General features: G+C 41.7%; 13 protein-coding genes. 2 read left to right on the top strand and 11 right to left on the bottom strand.

Features of this window, described 5'->3' with window-relative positions; genetic code table 11:
• Positions 1–85: 85 nt before the first annotated feature.
• Positions 86–850 carry a methyltransferase domain-containing protein gene (locus ACM5QX_RS11485; protein WP_011321013.1) on the bottom strand — a complete coding sequence of 255 codons (765 nt, stop codon included), beginning with the start codon at positions 848–850 and terminating at the stop codon, positions 86–88.
• A gap of 40 nt (positions 851–890) precedes the next feature.
• On the opposite strand from ACM5QX_RS11485, the gene hisC reads away from it, so the two are divergent.
• Positions 891–1,943: a histidinol-phosphate transaminase gene (gene hisC, locus ACM5QX_RS11490; RefSeq protein ID WP_414753618.1), complete on the top strand. Its 1,053-nt coding sequence runs from the start codon at positions 891–893 to the stop codon at positions 1,941–1,943.
• Positions 1,944–1,952: 9 nt separating this feature from the next.
• Here the strand turns inward: hisC and ACM5QX_RS11495 are convergent, their stop codons facing one another.
• The 7 genes from ACM5QX_RS11495 to ACM5QX_RS11525 all read right to left on the bottom strand — a co-directional run bounded on the left by ACM5QX_RS11495 (position 1,953) and on the right by ACM5QX_RS11525 (position 7,801).
• Positions 1,953–2,090: a hypothetical protein gene (locus ACM5QX_RS11495; protein WP_185478833.1), complete on the bottom strand. Its 138-nt coding sequence runs from the start codon at positions 2,088–2,090 to the stop codon at positions 1,953–1,955.
• 36 nt (positions 2,091–2,126) lie between these two features.
• Positions 2,127–2,783, bottom strand: a complete 657-nt coding sequence (locus ACM5QX_RS11500; protein WP_414753619.1) for an HAD family hydrolase — start codon at positions 2,781–2,783, stop codon at positions 2,127–2,129.
• A gap of 97 nt (positions 2,784–2,880) precedes the next feature.
• Positions 2,881–3,834 (bottom strand): DMT family transporter, encoded by a 954-nt coding sequence (locus ACM5QX_RS11505; RefSeq protein ID WP_414753620.1) that lies wholly within the window; start codon positions 3,832–3,834, stop codon positions 2,881–2,883.
• 199 nt (positions 3,835–4,033) lie between these two features.
• On the bottom strand, positions 4,034–5,407 hold the full coding sequence (locus tag ACM5QX_RS11510; RefSeq protein WP_414753621.1) for an LLM class flavin-dependent oxidoreductase: 1,374 nt from the start codon (positions 5,405–5,407) through the stop codon (positions 4,034–4,036).
• Between the two features lie 190 nt (positions 5,408–5,597).
• Positions 5,598–6,515 (bottom strand): TauD/TfdA dioxygenase family protein, encoded by a 918-nt coding sequence (locus ACM5QX_RS11515; RefSeq protein ID WP_414753622.1) that lies wholly within the window; start codon positions 6,513–6,515, stop codon positions 5,598–5,600.
• A 223-nt stretch (positions 6,516–6,738) separates the two neighbouring features.
• Complete coding sequence (locus ACM5QX_RS11520; RefSeq protein ID WP_414753623.1) at positions 6,739–7,539, bottom strand: SDR family oxidoreductase; 801 nt, start codon at positions 7,537–7,539, stop codon at positions 6,739–6,741.
• 67 nt (positions 7,540–7,606) lie between these two features.
• Entirely contained in the window at positions 7,607–7,801 is a 195-nt protein-coding gene (locus ACM5QX_RS11525) for an inorganic diphosphatase (protein ID WP_414753625.1), read from the bottom strand.
• A gap of 427 nt (positions 7,802–8,228) precedes the next feature.
• Between ACM5QX_RS11525 and ACM5QX_RS11530 the strand changes: the two genes are divergently transcribed.
• Entirely contained in the window at positions 8,229–9,092 is an 864-nt protein-coding gene (locus tag ACM5QX_RS11530) for a DUF6671 family protein (protein WP_414753626.1), read from the top strand.
• A gap of 555 nt (positions 9,093–9,647) precedes the next feature.
• Here the strand turns inward: ACM5QX_RS11530 and ACM5QX_RS11535 are convergent.
• From ACM5QX_RS11535 to ACM5QX_RS11545, 3 genes are all read right to left on the bottom strand, one after another.
• Positions 9,648–11,363: a response regulator gene (locus tag ACM5QX_RS11535; protein ID WP_414753627.1), complete on the bottom strand. Its 1,716-nt coding sequence runs from the start codon at positions 11,361–11,363 to the stop codon at positions 9,648–9,650.
• 2 nt (positions 11,364–11,365) lie between these two features.
• Positions 11,366–16,330, bottom strand: a complete 4,965-nt coding sequence (locus ACM5QX_RS11540) for a PAS domain-containing protein (RefSeq protein WP_414753722.1) — start codon at positions 16,328–16,330, stop codon at positions 11,366–11,368.
• Between the two features lie 607 nt (positions 16,331–16,937).
• A complete protein-coding gene (locus ACM5QX_RS11545) occupies positions 16,938–18,119 on the bottom strand; it encodes an aldo/keto reductase (protein ID WP_414753628.1) in 1,182 nt (393 codons plus the stop codon).
• Positions 18,120–18,402 lie beyond the last annotated feature (283 nt).

An 18,402-nucleotide genomic window follows, 5' to 3' on the forward strand; every position in this document is an offset into this window, starting at 1 on the left:
CAGGTTTTATAATTACGAAAAAGCGCTCTCGTTATTTATTAGAGAGCGCTTTTTTAGTATCTCTAATCCAATAGAGACAAAAGATTTAAATCTTTCCCCACATTAAAATCCGCTTGTAGGGGAAAAAAAATGGACGCTCATCGGGCAAGACTTGAAATAATTTTTGTTGATACCTTTGCACAAACTGCTCATAGGTTTGACTATCTAATTGCGATTCATAAGCTGTGAGTAATGTGCCACGATACCATTCCACAACGGCTTCTCGTGAAGGCAATACATGGCCGTAAATTTGTAACTTCACTTGTTGCTGGACAAAGCCTAATTTATAAAGTAGTTTGGCGTATGCTGATGGAGTCAGTACTTCCAAGCGTCGCGTATATCCCCCTAATTCTTGACTAAACTCTTTGGCTGTCTCCACTGCTAACTGATGCACTGGTTCATCGTCCATCGTGGGAATTTGTACAGCTAACTGTCCACTGGGTTGCAGCTTGTCTCGCAACTTCTCAAATAAAGCCTCATGTCCTGTCAACCACTGTAAAGCAGCATTAGAAAACACAACATCGAACTTTCCTTCACCTGGGCTGTCTTCAATACGTCCTTGCTCAAATCGCAACCTATTACCTGCAAACTGACTAGCCACAGACAGCATTTTCTCAGAAGCATCAATGCCCAATGTCTCTTTAGCTGCTAATGTGTCATGGAGATACTGGGTTAACTTTCCTGTTCCACATCCTAAATCTAAAATTCGTAGGTTCTCTTGGGGTTGTACCAAATCTACTAAGTCATAAAACGGACGACTTCGTTCTGCTTGAAATCGTTCATATTGTTCTGGATTCCATTTGTCTGGCATTTTGATACCCTAGATTGCATTTCTTGATTTTGAATTTTTTATGACTAATTATTTCCGTTCTAATGTTGAGGCTATGGCTAGCTACGTTCCTGGTGAACAGCCACCACGGGGAACACAGGTGATTAAACTCAACAGTAATGAGAACCCCTATCCACCTTCGCCTGCGGCGTTAGCAGCACTACAAGATATTGATGGTGAATGGTTGCGGCGATATCCAGAACCCCTTGGGGGAGAATTTAGAGAAGCTGCGAGTAAAGTTTTAGGTGTTCCTAGTGATTGGCTCATTGTTGGTAATGGCAGTGATGAAATATTGAGTATAGTCATTCGTGCCTGTACTGAACCGGGACGGAAGGTGGTCTATCCTATGCCTACTTATGTGCTTTATCGCACATTAACTCAGATGCAGGCGGCGGACATTTTAGAGATTCCCTATCAGGAAAACAATGTTTTACCAGTGGCAGAATTGATTGCTGCTGATGGTGCGGTGACATTTATTGCTTCTCCTAATAGTCCATCTGGTCATATTGTTCCAAATGATGACTTACGAAAGTTAGCTAGTGAGTTATCTGGAGTTTTAGTCATAGATGAGGCTTATGTAGACTTTGCTGAGGAAAGTGCCTTGGATTTAGTTCAGGAGTACGAAAATGTGATTTTGATTCGGACACTTTCTAAGGGGTATTCCTTAGCTGGATTGCGTTTGGGGTTTGGTGTAGGGAATCCCAAATTATTGGATGGATTGTTTAAAGTCAAAGATAGCTATAACATTGATGCGATCGCCTGCAAAGTTGCCGCAGTGGCCATTACTGACCAAGCTTATAAAAATTCTTGCGTGGCTAAGGTCAAAGCATCTAGAACTCAGTTAACAAAAGACTTAAAACAATTAGGTTTCCATGTGTGGGATTCCCACGGCAATTTTTTACTGACTAAGCCCCCTGAAGGAAACGCCGAATACCTCTATCAAAAACTCAAAGAACAGAAAATATTAATCCGCTACTTCCAGCAACCAGGACTAGAAGATAAACTACGCATCACTGTAGGTACTGATGAGCAAAATCACATCTTAGTAAGAGCGTTGAGGAATTTGTTGCGATAATTCTACTGATTAAGCTGATGCCAGACAAAACAAAAGTACGAAAACTGGCTGCTTGATACTCAAATCTTTGCGGTAGGCTCCCGCACTAGCTAAAGCTACAACCCAAATGACAGTATTATTTGTGGCATTAGCTAATCGCTTTTGCATCCGATTCTTTTGCTTTTCTAATGGTGAAGTTCATTTTTAAGAGCTATGAACTAATAATTTTTTAATTTCCTCTGGAGAATGGGCAATTAAATCAGCACCGTGAGTTTTTAATTCCTCCTCAGTTCCATAGCCATAAGTCACACCAATTGCCGTCAAATTGTGCAGCTTGGCTCCGATGATATCGTGTTGGCGATCGCCTACCATGACCACAGTAGAAGGTGTAAGATTTTCTGTGATTAAAATATGCTGAATCAACTCACCTTTCACAGTTCTTGTTCCATCAAGTTCGCTACCATAAACAGCATCGAAAAGCAACGATAAATCAAAATATTCAATAATTTGCTTTGCATAAATGTGAGGTTTAGAAGTTGCGACAAAAGTTTGATAACCAGCAAATCTGATCTTTTGGAGAATATCTATAATTTGGGGATAAAGGGAATTTTCAAATAATCCAATCGTCGAAAAACGACGACGATAAAGGGCGATCGCCTGATCAATCAAGCCGTTATCTGAAGTTTCCAGTAGCCGAGAAAAACTCTCTTTAATGGGAGGGCCGATACACCATAGCAACTCATCAGCATCAGGTGGTTTGTAACCTAATTCCGATAACGCATACTGAATACAGCGAGTAATACCCAATTTGGGGTCTGTCAAAGTCCCATCTAAATCAAACAAAATGGCGGAATAAGGCATTTTTTCGGGAGGGTGTAGGGGTGTGAGGGTGTGGAGATGTGAGGTGTAGGGTGTAAAGGGTGTTACTTTTGAGATATGGAAATTGCTGATTCAGCAACTATCTTGATGGGCTACGCTGATGAAAAAAGCCTTCTGCACTGAGCAATGCAATTCCTAAAGTCACAACAGCAATTCCCAAACTTTGAATCAGGTTTAAATTTTCGCTAATCGTTATCCAGGCGACTAAGGCTGTCAAAGCTGGACTACTAGAGCCGACGATAGACGCTTTAGTTGCGCCAATCATGCGAATCCCTAAGTTATTTAATGTGTGTCCAATAAAACTAATCACACCAGAAAAAATACTGCCAATCCACAGGGGTGTCCAATCAAGTTGAGAACTGGAAGGGGAGAAAATTAGTAAGTTCACACCAGAAAGCAACAGAGTAGAGGTAAAACTGATCCAAGTGAAAGGAACAGGATGGAATTTTTCCAGACATATTTGGGCGATGACGTTATAAAAAGCATAAATCACGCCAGCGCTGAGACTAGCGAAAATGCCGATCACCACTGTATTACTGCTATAACTGGTAGAAGATTGGGGTATTGTCAGCACGCCGCCTATGAGGATCATACTCATGACTAGCCATCGGAAGGGTGTGGGGCGATCGCCAAAAAACTTCCAAGCCAGCAGTGCTGTAAATACTGGATAGGTAAAGAACAAAGTCAGGGCGATACCTGTGGGAATTAAGCCAATAGCAACGTAAAGTGCAGCAATATACACAAACATCAGTATTCCACAGCCCACAGCTTGGATGAGAACATCAAAACGTTCCCGCCTGAATAAGTCTTGAATTTCTTTCCCCGCCGATGGATATAACTTCAATGCTAGAGTTGCCATGAGTGGAACTACCAGCAACATTCGCATAAACATCAGCAAAAAAGAATTTGGCAAATCCGGTTTTACATATCCACCTAAGACAAATACACCAAGCACGAGATGTTCGGAAAACAAAACTCGCACGGTGACATTATGAATCGTCAAAAAAAAGGAGGACAGAAGAACCGTCAGCATTATTTTTAAGAGTCTGGCTTTTTTGCTTGCAAGGATGGTAGCAGAGAAAATTCATCATACCATTGTGCAAGTTTGGGATAATTGGAAGCTCCCAAATCAAAGATATGTCCGGTTCTTTATACCCTTACTGCTTTGAGTCGTGAGGAAAGGGCAGAAAACATACATAGCTGCCTCCTGCCCTCTGCCTTTCCTAGTAAAACTACTTACTAGCAACTGCTAATTCAGGAGACGCAACTTGGGTAAACTGGTTAACCGGACGTGGTAAACCCAAATTCTCGCGCAGAGTCCGTCCTTCATACTCGGTGCGGAACAAGCCCCGGCGTTGTAATTCAGGGACTACCAAATCGACAAACTCATCCAAACCACCAGGAAGCCAAGGCGGCATAATATTAAATCCGTCGGCTGCATCGTTGACAAACCAGTCTTCTAACTGGTCAGCAATTTGCTCTGGTGTACCTAAGATGGTGCGGTGTCCCCTTGCGCCAGCAATCCATAAATATAGTTGACGGATGGTTAAATTTTCTCTGCGCGCCAAGTCAGTAATTAACTGCAAGCGGCTCTTACCAGCGTTGGTATCTGGTAAATCTGGCAATGGCCCATCTAAAGGATATTGAGACAAGTCATGTCCACCAACCAAGCCAGAGAGCAATCCTAAGCCGACGGAAGGATGAATCAAATCTTGCAGAATTTGGTATTTCTCCTGCGCTTCTTCCTCAGTTCTACCAATCACCGGAAAGACTCCAGGCATAATTTTCAGGTGGTCTGGTGAGCGTCCGTATTTTGCCAGTTTCCCCTTGACATGAGAATAAAATGCCTGGGCTTCTGCCAAAGTTTGCTGGGCGGTGAAAATTGCCTCGGCTGTTTGCGCTGCTAATTCTTTTCCAGGTTCCGATGAGCCAGCTTGCACAATCACCGGATAGCCTTGGATGGGACGAGCTACATTTAAAGGGCCACGAACTGAGAAATGTTTGCCTTTGTGGTTAGGAATGTGTAGTTTGTCATGCTCAAAATAAATCCCCGATTCTTTATCGAGGATAAAAGCGTCATCTTCCCAACTATCCCAAAGCTTGCTGGTTACTTGTAAAAACTCTCTGGCTCGTTCGTAGCGAATGGCGTGTTCTAGATGTTCTTCTTTGCTGAAATTTTGGGCTGCGGCTTCAGCAGAGGAAGTAACAACATTCCACCCCGCACGACCACCACTTAAATAATCTAATGAAGCGAACTTACGGGCGATGTGAAAGGGTTCTTCGTAGGTGGTGGATGCGGTGGCTACTAAGCCAATATTTTCTGTAACTACAGATAGGGCTGATAACAAAGTTAAGGGTTCAAAGTGGACACTAAATTGTCCCGAACGACTAAAGGCTTCTTTCCCCTGTCCACGATCCCAGACGGCTAGACCATCGGCGAGGAATACCATATCAAATTTGCCTCGTTCAGCAGTCTGCGCCAGTCGTTTGTAATGCTGGAAATTTAACCCCCCATCTGCCTGGGATTCGGGGTGTCGCCAAGCTGCTACGTGATGACCGGAACCTGGTAAGAATGCACCGAGTTTAATTTGTTTTTTATTAGTCATATTTGATGAGGAGATGAAGGGTATGAGGAGATAAGGGAGAAAATTAGAGAAAAATTTCTACTTTTCTCCCTGCATTCACTCCTTCCTAAGTACAAGGTTGCCTAAAAGGGTAGGGTTTTTAAACGCAGAGGTACGCTAAGGAAAGCACAGAGGTACGCAGGATTTCGTTACGAACTTGCGAAATTCTGTACTAGGAAACTAAAGCTGGTTCGCGGCGGTTGTATGCAGATGAATCACCTTTGATAGCTTCGCTCTGCTTACCATCGATACCAACAGGGATATCACCGACAATGGTCACACGTTGGACATGACGTGGTTGATTGCCGTAATCTGCGATCGCATAATGTTGAGTAGCGCGGTTGTCCCAGAAGGCTACATCACCCTCTTGCCAACGCCACCGCACGGTGTTTTCTGGACGGGTGACGTAAGCTTGCAGCAATTTCACGATTTCGTCGGATTCATTTTGTGATAAACCACGAATGCGGCGCACGAAACCACCAATAAATAACCCACGTTCCCCTGATTCAGGATGGACGCGGACAACTGGGTGTAAAGTTTCATACACTGTTGAGGTGAAGACAGCCCGATAAGCTCTGACTTCTTCTGGCAGATCAACTGTTGCGGCGGCATAGTCGTAGGCGTTGCTGTGTACTGCCCAGAGTTGATCAGCAAGATTACGTAGATGAGTTGGTAAATCTTCGTATGCAGTCACAGAGTTTGCCCAAATGGTATCACCACCAGATGGGGGAATCACTAGCGCCCGCAATACAGAACCAAGCGGTGGACTGTCTACGAAGGTAACATCCGTATGCCAGTTATTCGCCCGCGCCACAGTTTTGCCGTAGTTCAAATCCAGCACTTCTGGATTATCTGGTAGCGAAGGGACGGTAGGATGTGCTGTAGTCACTTCCCCAAACCGACGCGCAAAGGCTACTTGTTGATTAGCATCGATGTTTTGACCACGGAAGAAAATGACTTTGTGTTTAACTAAAGCTTTGCGGATATCGCTGATAATTTCGTCGCTGAGGTTAGCACTCAAGTCAACACCAATAATCTTTGCACCAATACGTCCAGCAATTGGTTTGATATCAAAGTATTGTGAACCCATATGTTATGTTCTCCAAAAAGTTTTTACTAGTAATTGGTCATTGGTCGATAGTCAATAGTCCATAGTCCATAGTCCATATTTATTCTTCTTTGCTCCCTCTGCTCCCTCTGCTCCCTCTGCTTCCTCTGCTCCCCTGCTCCCTCTGCTCCCTCTGCTCCCTCTGCTTCCTCTGCTCCCCTGCTCCCTCTGCTCCCTCTGCTCCCTCTGCTCCCCCTGCTTTACTTCACACCCCTGGGGTAGAACCGCCATCAACGATAATCTCGGTTCCGGTAATGGATGCGGCGAGATCAGACACTAAAAATAGCGCCAATGCTGCAATTTCATCTGGTTGGGCGATTCTTTTTAAAGGAATACTTTGGAGACTTTCTGCTTTTGCTTGCTCTACAGTAATCCCCCGTGCTTGGGCATTTTGTCTGGCTAAAGTCTCAGCACGCTCGGTAGCTGTAGCACCGGGTGAGATGGCATTAATACGAATGTTGTATTCGGCTAATTCTTTAGAAATGCCTTTTGTGAAATTAAGCAAAGCTGCATTTGATGTCCCACCAGCGAGGAAGTTAGGACGAGGGGTGCGTCCTGCACCGCCGATTATATTCACAATCCGGCCATCACCCCGGCTTCTGAGATGGGGTACAACGGCTCTGACAAAGCGAATGTAACCCAATAATTTTAAATTCCAAGCATCCAAAAATAAATCATCAGTGGAGTCAAGGAATGATCCAGCACGGGCTGAACCAGCGTTATTAATCAAGATATCAATCTGCCCAAACTGTGCCAGTGTGCTTGATACGACTCGATCAACACTTTCGGCTTGAGTCAAGTCAGCACTAATAGAAATGACTTTTGCGCCAGGAGTGGGTAAGGATTGGATTGCACTAACGGCATTTTCTAACCGTTCTTGGCTACGAGAGGCGATCGCTACATTTACACCCTCACTATAAAGTGCTTTGGCAACGGCTAACCCAATCCCCGCACTTCCGCCTGTAACGATCGCTGTTTTACCTGTTAGGTTTAGTTCTAAACTCATGGAAATTGCACTCCGAAAAATAAGGGATTGGGAACTGGGTTCTACAGTTATTAGTGTTTTGAGTTGTTCACTGTTCACAGACATCAACACGATCTTCATCTCCGGCTTTAGTACCCTCTAAATATCCATAGTCAAAGGGATAAATCGAGATTGGATAATGTGGGTGAATGGTACCTTGTGGGCGATCAATGATGAGATTACTGGTAGTTAATAGCTGATCTAGCTTTTGCCAAAAGCCATCACTCTCTTTTATCTCCAGCACTTAGGATTACGGTAATTTCCTCAATAGCATTGCCATAAACTACGGTAAGTCGATAGGTTTATAGTATTAAGTGATAAAAAACCTACCATAGACGACCATTAAGAAGCAAGCACTCTCATCAAAGATTTGTGTCATTTTTGCCGTCAGTCAGACAATACAAATGTATTATCATTCCTCTACCATATAGCCGTAGTCACACAGGCTGGGTGTTGATTACATCTCTAAACTGCACAATCCTCATGAGGTTTGTTGACTGTTGACTGTCAACAAAAAAACTATGCTAATTAGTATAATTTTTGCTATATCTGACTTCAGTTCGTTGGCGTAGCATCTTATAGAGAAGACAATTTTATAAATTATCAAGCAATCCAAATAAGCAAAGTTATTGTATAAATTTAGAATAATAAACTGTTCTAGAATTAACTAAATGAACTACCAGCAATTATTTAGAGATCGCCTGGCTGTGTTGGCGACAATGCACCAAAAAGAAAAGGTAATTGCACCATTATTAGAACAAGAGTTAGGTATGAAGGTGATAGTACCACCGGGTTTTAATACAGATATTTTTGGCACATTTACCAGAGAAGTTAAACGCCCAGGAACACAAATTGCCGCAGCGAGATTAAAAGCAGAGAAAGTCTTAGAATTGACTGGAGAAAATTTAGCGATCGCTAGCGAAGGTAGTTTTGCCCCCCATCCATTAGTACCCTACATTTACTCTAATAGAGAAATAATTATTTTGTTAGATAAAATCAATGATATAGAAATTATTGGTGAAGAATTTTCTACATATACAAACTTTAACCATCAAGCTGTAGAGAGTTTAGATGAGGCATATACTTTCGCTCAGAAAGTTGGTTTTCCAGAACATGGTTTAGTTGTTTGGTTTGAAAACTCAGAAAATAAATGTCATGAGATCATTAAAGGTATTACGCAAGAAACAGCGTTGATTGAAGCAATCAATTTTGGTCTAAAAAATTCACTCAATAGGAAAATAAATCTTGAGACGGATATGCGGGCAATTTACAATCCTACTCGCATGAAAAACATTGAAAAAGCTACTCATAATTTGCTCCAAAAAATAAGCAGTTGCTGTCCACAATGTCATACCCCTGGGTTTGAAATTACTGAAAGAATCAAGGGATTACCTTGTGAACTTTGTCATACGCCAACAACCCTAACACTAAGAGCAATTTATCAGTGTAAAAAATGCGGTTTTAGACAAGATAAACTATTTCCTAATGGCATAGAGTTTGCAGATCCATCTCAATGTGTTTACTGTAATCCATAATAAGCTGGGCTATGCTAAATCCAAGGTAACTGGTAATTCAAAGTTTAACGAGAATAGTTTAAATTTTGTGTAATAAATCCCCCCTTGCCAGGTAAAACATGGGGGGAGTATGGAGCTAAAGCCCGGTTGGGCAATCGGGCTATTAGTTATTTAGTATTTATTTGCTTTAATTTAATTCCTCCTAAAGATAGATAATTCTAATTTGTGTATTTCTGCACGAGATTTTAATCATAAAAAATCTCCCCTTGCATTGTAGCAATGGGAAGATTTAGATTTTAATTTCGTCAGGTGATCGGAATATTTACTTATTTAGTATTTATAGCCTTATTTCCAATTCCACCAATAGATAGATAAATAATACTTTGAGTGCATCAAAAATGTATATCTCAATACAAGCAGGGAAATAGGATTTTTATCAATTTCAGCTATGACTGTTGACAGTCAACAGTCCTTATTAGTAGTTATGAAATTTAGATGTGCATTAGCTTCCTATAGATATTCAGCAGTTTTTCAAAAAACATGATCATGAGCAAATCATAGTAAAAAATAGTTTACTTATCCGGAATAACTCGCTGATAAGCTCAATGGCAATTGAACTATAAAAGTAGTTAAGCTATGACCACTCGTAACTTCAACTGTACCTTGAATACACTGTACTAGTTTTTTCACGAGTGATAATCCCAAACCTGTACCGCTAGTTCGTTGATAATCATTTTGAGGAATTTGGTAAGATTGGTCAAACACGGATAATTTTTCTATTGTTTTATTGTATGTAAATCGGTAGAAAGGCTCAAAAATACGAGATTGTTCTGTTGAAGGAATTTCTACTCCAGAGTTGTTAATTATAATTTGAAAATAAGGAGATGAAGAAGCTCTGTATAAACCAGATTGAGCATCTTCTGGTATTAAGCTTTTTTGGTTCTGTTCAAAATGTACAGTTACGGTAATGCGCTCACCGGGAGGAGTATATTTACAAGCATTAATGAGGAGTTCTGAGATGATTTGACTAAGGATACTTTTGTCAGAAACTAAAGCTGGTAAATCATCAGAAATATTAACTTGTAAAATCTGTTTTTGCGCTTGGGTAATTTCCTGAAAACTGTTAATAATCTCGGATAGCAAAGATTGGAGATGGATATAAGTGATATCTAAAGGATAGCCTTCTGTATCAATTATTCGCATATTAATTAAATCATCTACCAAAGTTAACTCCCGTTCGCACTCATAACGTAAAATACCCAGGTAACGAGACACGGATGCAGAAGTAGAAGCGGTGGCTGATTTCAAAAGACCCTGCTGATTCATGACATTCTCTAGCATAGAAATGGCCATTTTGATATTTGATAATGGTGTTCTCATTTCATTAGAGGTAGATGCTAAAAAATCTTCTTTCAACTGGTTAAAGCGCTGTATTTCTGCCATTTGAATTTCCAGTTGTCGATTACGTTCAGCAGAGAGATTGCGTTCTTCTGTAAGTCGGCGTTGAGTGTCATCCCGAAAAACCATGACTGCGCCAGTAATGTCACCGTTGTTGTTGCGTAGGGGTGTAGCACTATCAGCAACTGGGATCATTGTGCCATCTTTAGTAATTAACATAATGCGATGACCGACTGTCGGCGAAACGCCATCGCCTAAATAAACCGTTGTTTGTTTTTGAATAGCCGAGATGATAGGATTTTGAATAGAATTGAGAGTTTGTTCATCAATTAACTGGACGACTTCGGTTAAATTTCTGTCTTGTGCATCATCAAATTGCCAACCGGTAAGTGCTTCTGCAACTGGATTCATATACTTGATGTGCAACTGAGAATCAACCACCAGTACACCATCTCCCATAAATCGCAGCACGGAACTCAAAAATTGCTCACGTTCATAGCGGTTGAGAGCTGTTTGAATAGCGACGTAGAGTTCTTTTTCTCTGATGGGTTTGAGGATGTAGCCAAAAGGGGATGTGAGCGTTGCTCGTTCGACAGTGCTTTTATCAGAATGTCCTGTCACATATATGATGGGAATTTGTAGATTCTGCCAGATTTTTGCGGCTGCATGGATACCATCTTCTTCACCTCGTAGCCTGATATCCATCAAAATTAAGTTTGGCTGTAGTTCTGTCGCTTTATCTATGGCTAACTCTGCGGAATCTGCAATATCTACAACTGTATATCCTAAAGACTCTAAACTTTCTTGTAAGTTAATCGCCAAGATATATTCATCTTCCACAATCAGCACTCTGACCGCTTGGATTTTATTGGTCTGTGAACAGATGCTAATCATGCTTATACCCTACCTGTCTTAAAAGAAATTTTAAATTCAGTTCCTGACTGACTCTGAATTTCTAATTTGCCTCTTAACTGCTTGACTAAACCTTGAACAAGAGTTATACCAAGTGTTTTGGTCTTTTTGCTATCGAATTCCACAGGTAAGCCAATACCATTATCTCGAACAATAAGTGTCAATGTGCGATCGCTTTGTTGGTATAAACGAACTTGAACTTCACCTTCCCGATGATCAGGAAAAGCGTATTTCAAGGCATTAGATACCAGTTCATTGATAATTAAACCGCAGGGAATGGCGGTTTCCAGGTCTAAGCTAGTCTCTTCAACTTGAATACTCAGTTGAATACAGCTGGATTTAACATTATAAGAGTCAAATAGGTGCGTTGTTAAATCCGGGATGTATTGGGCAAAATCTATATTCGCTAAATCATTAGAACGGTAAAGTTTTTCATGTGCCAAAGCAATTGAAGCGATGCGGTTTTGACTATCTCGCAGGATAGCGTTAGCTTGGGGGTCTTGAGTACGTCTACATTGCATCTGTAACAAACTGCTAACGATTCCTAAATTGTTTTTCACCCGATGGTGAATTTCTTGCAGTAAGACTTCTTTTTCCTTGAGAGATGCCTTAATTTTCTCCTCTGCTTGCTTCTGCTCGGTGATATCTTGTTGGACAGCGACAAAAACGGTACCATATTCAGGATGTTCAAAAACAGATGCTGTCGCTCGACACCAGAAAGGGGTACCATCTTTTTTAACATTTTGGACGTCATAGATAGTTTCACCGTGTAGCATAGCAGCAGCAGCGATCGCCTCATAAATTTCTGTCGCGCTGGTATGCTCATCTTCATAATTAATAATGGAGATATGCTGACCAATTAATTCACTAACTTCATAACCAAATATTTGGGCAAATTTGGGGTTAGTATAGACAATCATGCCATCACTAGCGCGGACTAAGCATAATCCCTCTGCTATATTACGAGTGACGACAGCTTGTAACTCTAGCATTTGTTGGGCGCGCTTTTGTTCGGTAATATTGATACTACTGCCGATAATGCGATAAATATTTAAGTTTTCATCTCTTAAAGGAGTCAGGTTAGTAATCCACCAAGTATCCTGATTTTTGAGATAGAAGTTTTCTTCATAAGTAATAGTTTCTCCCGCCTCTACACAATCCTGATAATGCTGCCGCACAGATGCCGCTAAAATGGGCGACAGTACCTGCTCTGGGGTTTTGCCTTGCAATTCATGAGAGCGAAAGCCTGTTAGTTGCTCATGAGCCGGATTTAAACCCATAAAACGAAAATCATCATCTACAACATCCACAACAAAAATACAATTGCCAACGCCATCATAGATACTGCTTAAAAAATGCTCTTTCTCTCGCAGTGTTTGTTCTGTTTGTTTGCGGTCATTAATATCTATGATCACACCCAACATTCTTACAGGGTTGCCTGTTTCATCATAAATTCCGTGTCCTTTCCCCGCCAGCCAACGCACACTGCCATCAGGACGAATCACCCGATATTCTGCTTCAAAATTGCTATGCTGTTCTAGAGCATTAGCCACACTCTGCTCAACGCGGTTAATGTCATCTGGGTGAACAACTTCACGCCACGCTTGATAACTTGCTGTTGATGTTTCTGGATTTAACCCTAACAAACGATAGTGGTTATAGTTCCAGATGACTTCATTAGTGTGAAGATTCCAGTCCCAATTACCAATGTGGGTATATTCTAGGGTCAGTCGTAATTGTTCTTCACTTTTAGTTAAAGCTTCTTGGGCTTGTTTGCGGTTGGTGATGTCTTGAGCCGTTCCGTACAGACCAATTACTTGTCCTTGTGGATTAAACTGTGCGTGTCCAAGGCCTTCAACGTAAATCATAGAGCCATCGGCCTTGAATGCACGCAGAATCAATTTGTAAGATGCCCCTGTGGATATTGCCCGTTCCACCGCTTGGTGTAGTTTCTGTTGATCCTCCGGGTGGTAAAGTTGGAGATTTTCCTCATAGCTTGGTGCTGCCAATGCTGGATCTCGCTGAAATAGCTCAAATAATCCCTGTGACCAAGTTATTTTCCGGGTAGCTAAATCATAATCCCAGTTACCAAGACGAGCAACTCGCTGGGATTCTGCTAGCAAGGCTTCACTTTGGCGTAGTGTTTCTTCCGTGTGTTTAATGTCGGTTACATCAACAATCAGTCCGTCCCAAGCTACACGACCATCTGGTAATCGACGGGGTGTGGAACGTAATTGAACCCATTTCCACATACCACTGGGAGTGCAGACTCGTAGTTGGATGTCAAATACTGAGAGATGACGATATGACTCCTCAACAGCTTGCACAAAGCCGGGAATATCTTCTGCACATAACTGACGATAAAGCAGAGTCGCATCTGCGAGGACATCTTCTGCTCTCACTTCCATTAATCTTTCAATTCCAGCACTAAAGTAGGAGAAGCGATCGCTCCCATCCAATTCGCGGACAATTTGATACACTGCCCCATTAGGTAAATTATCGCCAATACTACGCAACATCGTTTCTCGCTCATAGAAGGCGATTTCTGCCAGTTTACGTTGACTAATATCTGTAACACGGACTAAATTTATTGCCTGACCAGCAACGCAAATCTGTTTAATGGCTAGATTTCCCCAAAAGGAATCACCTTGCTTGGTTATGTATTCAATTTCTTGACCCCAAAATCCTCTGTGATTAATTTCTGCAACAATGCTAGTTAACTCATCATGGGTAAACTGTCGTTTTTGCAAAGTTTGACCTTCAATACCAATGAGTTCTGCTTTACTAGAGGCGGCAAATAGTTCCACAGCCCTTTGATTGCAATCAGTCGTTAACAGTGTTGTAGTGTCTACAAGAAAGAGAGCATCGGCAGATTCATTATAAATACCTGCTAGTAAGTCCCGACTATGGACAATTTCTAATTCCGCCAGTTTGCTATCAGTAATATCTTGAGTTGTACCCAGAACTTTAGTAGGGCGATTATTTTCATCCCTAGCAAATACTACTTCCCGCGACCTTAACCACCTCCAAGACCCATCTTGATGTTTCATGCGACACTCAGTCGTTAGCACTTCGCCATCGTCGGCATTTTGCCAGTATTCCAGGTTACGCTCCAGTAGGGGTAAGTCATCGGGATGCAAAACATCCAAGAAAAATTGAGCGCCTCGTTGCTGAATTTCTTCTGGTGCATAACCCAATATCTCCACAGATTGGTGATTGAGATAAACATTACTTCCGACTATTGGGTCAAAAATGTATAAAAGCTGGGGAGAATGACTAATAACTTGCTCAATAAAATGTTTACTCTCCCGTAATTCTGCCTCAATTCTTTGCAGTTCATGCTGTGCGACTTTTTGTTCTGTAATATCTTTGGCAAGGACGAATTTTGCTGGCTTCCCCAACCAAGTGATGAGATGGGAGTTAATTTCCACATCTATTAAGGTTCCGTTTCTTGTACAGTGTTTTGCTTCACCTACGTAAATAACGGCAGAGAAAACGTCAATATCATTCAGGGAGCGAAAAAAAGCAGGAACTTCTTCACGGGGGCGAATATCTAGAACTGTCATTGACAGAAATTCTGCTTGAGAATAGCCATATTTGTAAATTGCTGCCTGATTGACAGCCAAAAAACTTAGAGTTTCTGGATCAAAAATCCACATGGGATTGGGATTGTTCTCAAACAGCAATCGATATTGAGTTTCTGAACGTATCAAATCTAATTCAATACTTTTACGTGCAGTAATATCACCCAAGGAACCAACCAATCTTATGGGGTTGCCTTGTTCATCCCAAACCCCTTTAGCCCGTGAACGAAACCATTTGTAGCTACCATTTTTGCACCGGAGACGATACTCAGTGTAATATGATGGAACTTCCCGACGCAGATAAGCTGCTTGAGCAGCCATCACTCGCTCATAATCATCAGGATGAATGCGGATACTCCATTCATCATCAAAGCTACTCATTTCATGACGTTCATAGCCTAGCATCTCAAACCAACGGTCTGAACGATAGGTATGATTAGTCAGTATATCCCAGTCCCAAATGGCTTCATGAGTACCGGCGATCGCTAATTGCCATCGTTCTTCACTTTTGCGTAAGGCTGCTTCTGCTTGTTTGCGTTCACTAATATCAATATTAGTGGCTGTGACGACCCAACAGTCTGCTTTTGGGTCGTATCGAGAACTATGGGTAGCAGCAATCCAACGCAAAGAACCATCTTTGTGCTTGAATCGGTATTCAAAATCGAATGTTTTGGCTGCAAATATATGTGCAAACCCAGGCATAATTACTGTTTCTGCATCGTCAGGGTGTACTTGTGACAACCACAAGTGCTTATTGCTGAAAAATTCCTGCGATGGATAACCAAAGACTGTTTCACAACCTACAGAATGATAGTCATATTCCCAGTCAAAATTGGCAAATACTCGAAAACTCACGATACAAGTACTGATTGCGCTATTGAGAATATCATTGAATCTTGCTTTTGAGGTTTGATACTGAGCATCCCTTTGTAACAGCAACTGAGACATTTGCTCTCGTCGCACTACTTCTTGTTCTAGTTGCGCTGTTTTGACTTCTTCTAGTGTGACCACACATAGCACCTGTCCCTGATCATCAAGCACAGGCAAATGGCGAATTTGATGCTGATGGAAGCGTTGTAATATATTTGGTAAATTCTCAAGCTCTGCTTCATGCACCGTGATGACAGGTTGGCTCATGAGTTCTCCAACTGTCAAGTCTGCAAACATCATTTGATTGGCAATTCCTCTCAAGACATCTGTTTGCGTCAAAATCCCGCTTAATTCATGCTTGGCAATAACTAGCACACAACTAGTTTGGGCTTGATACATTTGCGCGATCGCTTCAGCCACTGGTATATTCGATGCCATCATGACCAGTGGTTTTTGCAGATTATGATCAAACAAATGTAACCGGGGAATATTCATCAAGACTATTACTGGAATCAGTTCCTGTAGTTAATAATTTTCCTGCTGAGTTAGTCAAAATATAAGAGACTTTTTCATTTATTTACAGAGGTTTGAAACAAAGTTTATTGCGCTGCGCGTGTCAGTTGTTATTTGTCAGTTGTTGAAAGGATCTGGTTTAATACCCCATCCCAAGAGTGGGTGGTTTTTAGGCGTTTTTACCACTGACCACTAACAAAAACTCTATTCCCTGATAGGTGGGGCAAAGTTGACTTGATACAGCACCAAAATTACTCAGTCTCCAACCAAGAAAAATCCCCCTGTGTGGAACAAACAGAGGGAGATGGTATGGTGTGAGGAGCAAACTGAATGTTTGCTTAATATTCAGGGTATCAAGGGATTGTGACGTAGTTATCACAATGTGATGAACATGATGTAACACTACGGCATGGCAAAAACTTAGCCTTCAGGTAATATCTATTGATAATGAAAATCATCTACAACATTGAAGAAGGCAGTTCCGATGAAAGAGGTTTCACAGCCAAACAGGAAAGATGTCTTTTTCCTACACCCTCATACCCTTACACCCCTACACCCCTTTCAAGTCAGAAGGAGACTGCCCTCGGCCTTAGCTCTGAGATAAACGCTGCAATTCTTCACCTGCTAATAATTGATGCGCCTTGGCTAAAAACTGGGGAATTTTATCAGCGTGGGGACTGTATCTGAGGCATGGCTGTAAGTCTATTTCGTTGAGTTTATCGGCTTTGTTACCAGGGAACCAGTGACTAGCATTGCCCAATAAGTTGTACCGCATTTTGGCATAGTCTACTAAATCGTAGGTAGTAGCTAGATTTAACAGCCATAAAATCACCCGGATATTTACTTGTCCGGGTGTTTGTTCCCATTGAGGTAAATTGGTTTCCCAGGTTTTTACCCAATTTTCTCCCAAAGAGGCGATCGCTGCATCTTCCAACCTCGCTAAAATTGGCGGTAAAATCTCTGATGCCCGGTTTATTAAGTCCAATGTCTGCAAGTGTTCATCAAAATCTTGGGGTTTAGCTGCGCCTAAACTCAAGGTATGCACTTGAGAATGACTCAAACAAAATAAATCATTAAATACCATCGGACTTAAAGGGGTGCATAAATCCACTAATTTTTTCGGCGGATTATAAAGCCGACCTCCCTTATCTGTGGGGCTAATAATAAATAACCCCATATCATGACGGGTAGCCGCTTCAATTGCTGGCCAATTCCATTGATTGATGTAATACCAGTGCAGGTTCACATAATCAAATTGGTTGGTATTAATTGCCTGGACAATTACATCCGTGGAACCGTGGGTGGAAAAGCCGACAAATCGGACTTTCCCCTCTGCCTGCAACTGTCGCACGACATCCAAGCAACCCCCAGGACGTACACTAAAGTCTAATAATTCAGCAGTATTAATTCCATGCAGCCCTAGTAAATCTACGTAGTCTAGCTGAAGATAACTCAATGATTGCTCAAAAGTTTTGCGGAACTCTTTCGCATCAGCAACAGGCGCAAGTTTGGTTTGGACAATTAACTTTTCGCGGGGTAATTTGGGTAGTATTTTACCCAACTGCATTTCCGAACTACCATAACCACGGGCAGTTTCAATGTGATTAATTCCCACCTCCACAGCTCGATGAATAGTCGCTTCCAGATTTGCTTGCTGATCCGCCGGAATATCCGAGTAACTAACATCTTGCCATTTATATTGGTATCTCATGCCGCCGCAAGAAAATACCGGCATCTGTAATTCTGTACGTCCAAATCTTCTGTATAGCATTCAGTTAAATAGCAGCCCTATAGCCGTGATAACAATTCAAAACTCAAAAAAGGGCGTTGCTGAATAAAAGTATGATTTTTTCACGTAGTAGACCCTTTGCGGCTACTCTACGAGTTCTCCGCACGGTGGCGCAGAGAGTAAGAGTTTGAGAAATGGAATTTTTAACTTCCATACCTCAATTTAGCAACGCCCAAAAAAGAATAGTAGGTTGGGTGTAGCGATAGCGTAACCCAACAAAGTTTTGAGAATGTTGGGTTCCTCCACCTAACCTACACCAGTCTAG

This window comes from Anabaena sp. CCY 9910 (genome assembly GCF_963920875.1).
In the GTDB taxonomy this organism is placed as follows: domain Bacteria; phylum Cyanobacteriota; class Cyanobacteriia; order Cyanobacteriales; family Nostocaceae; genus Trichormus; species Trichormus variabilis.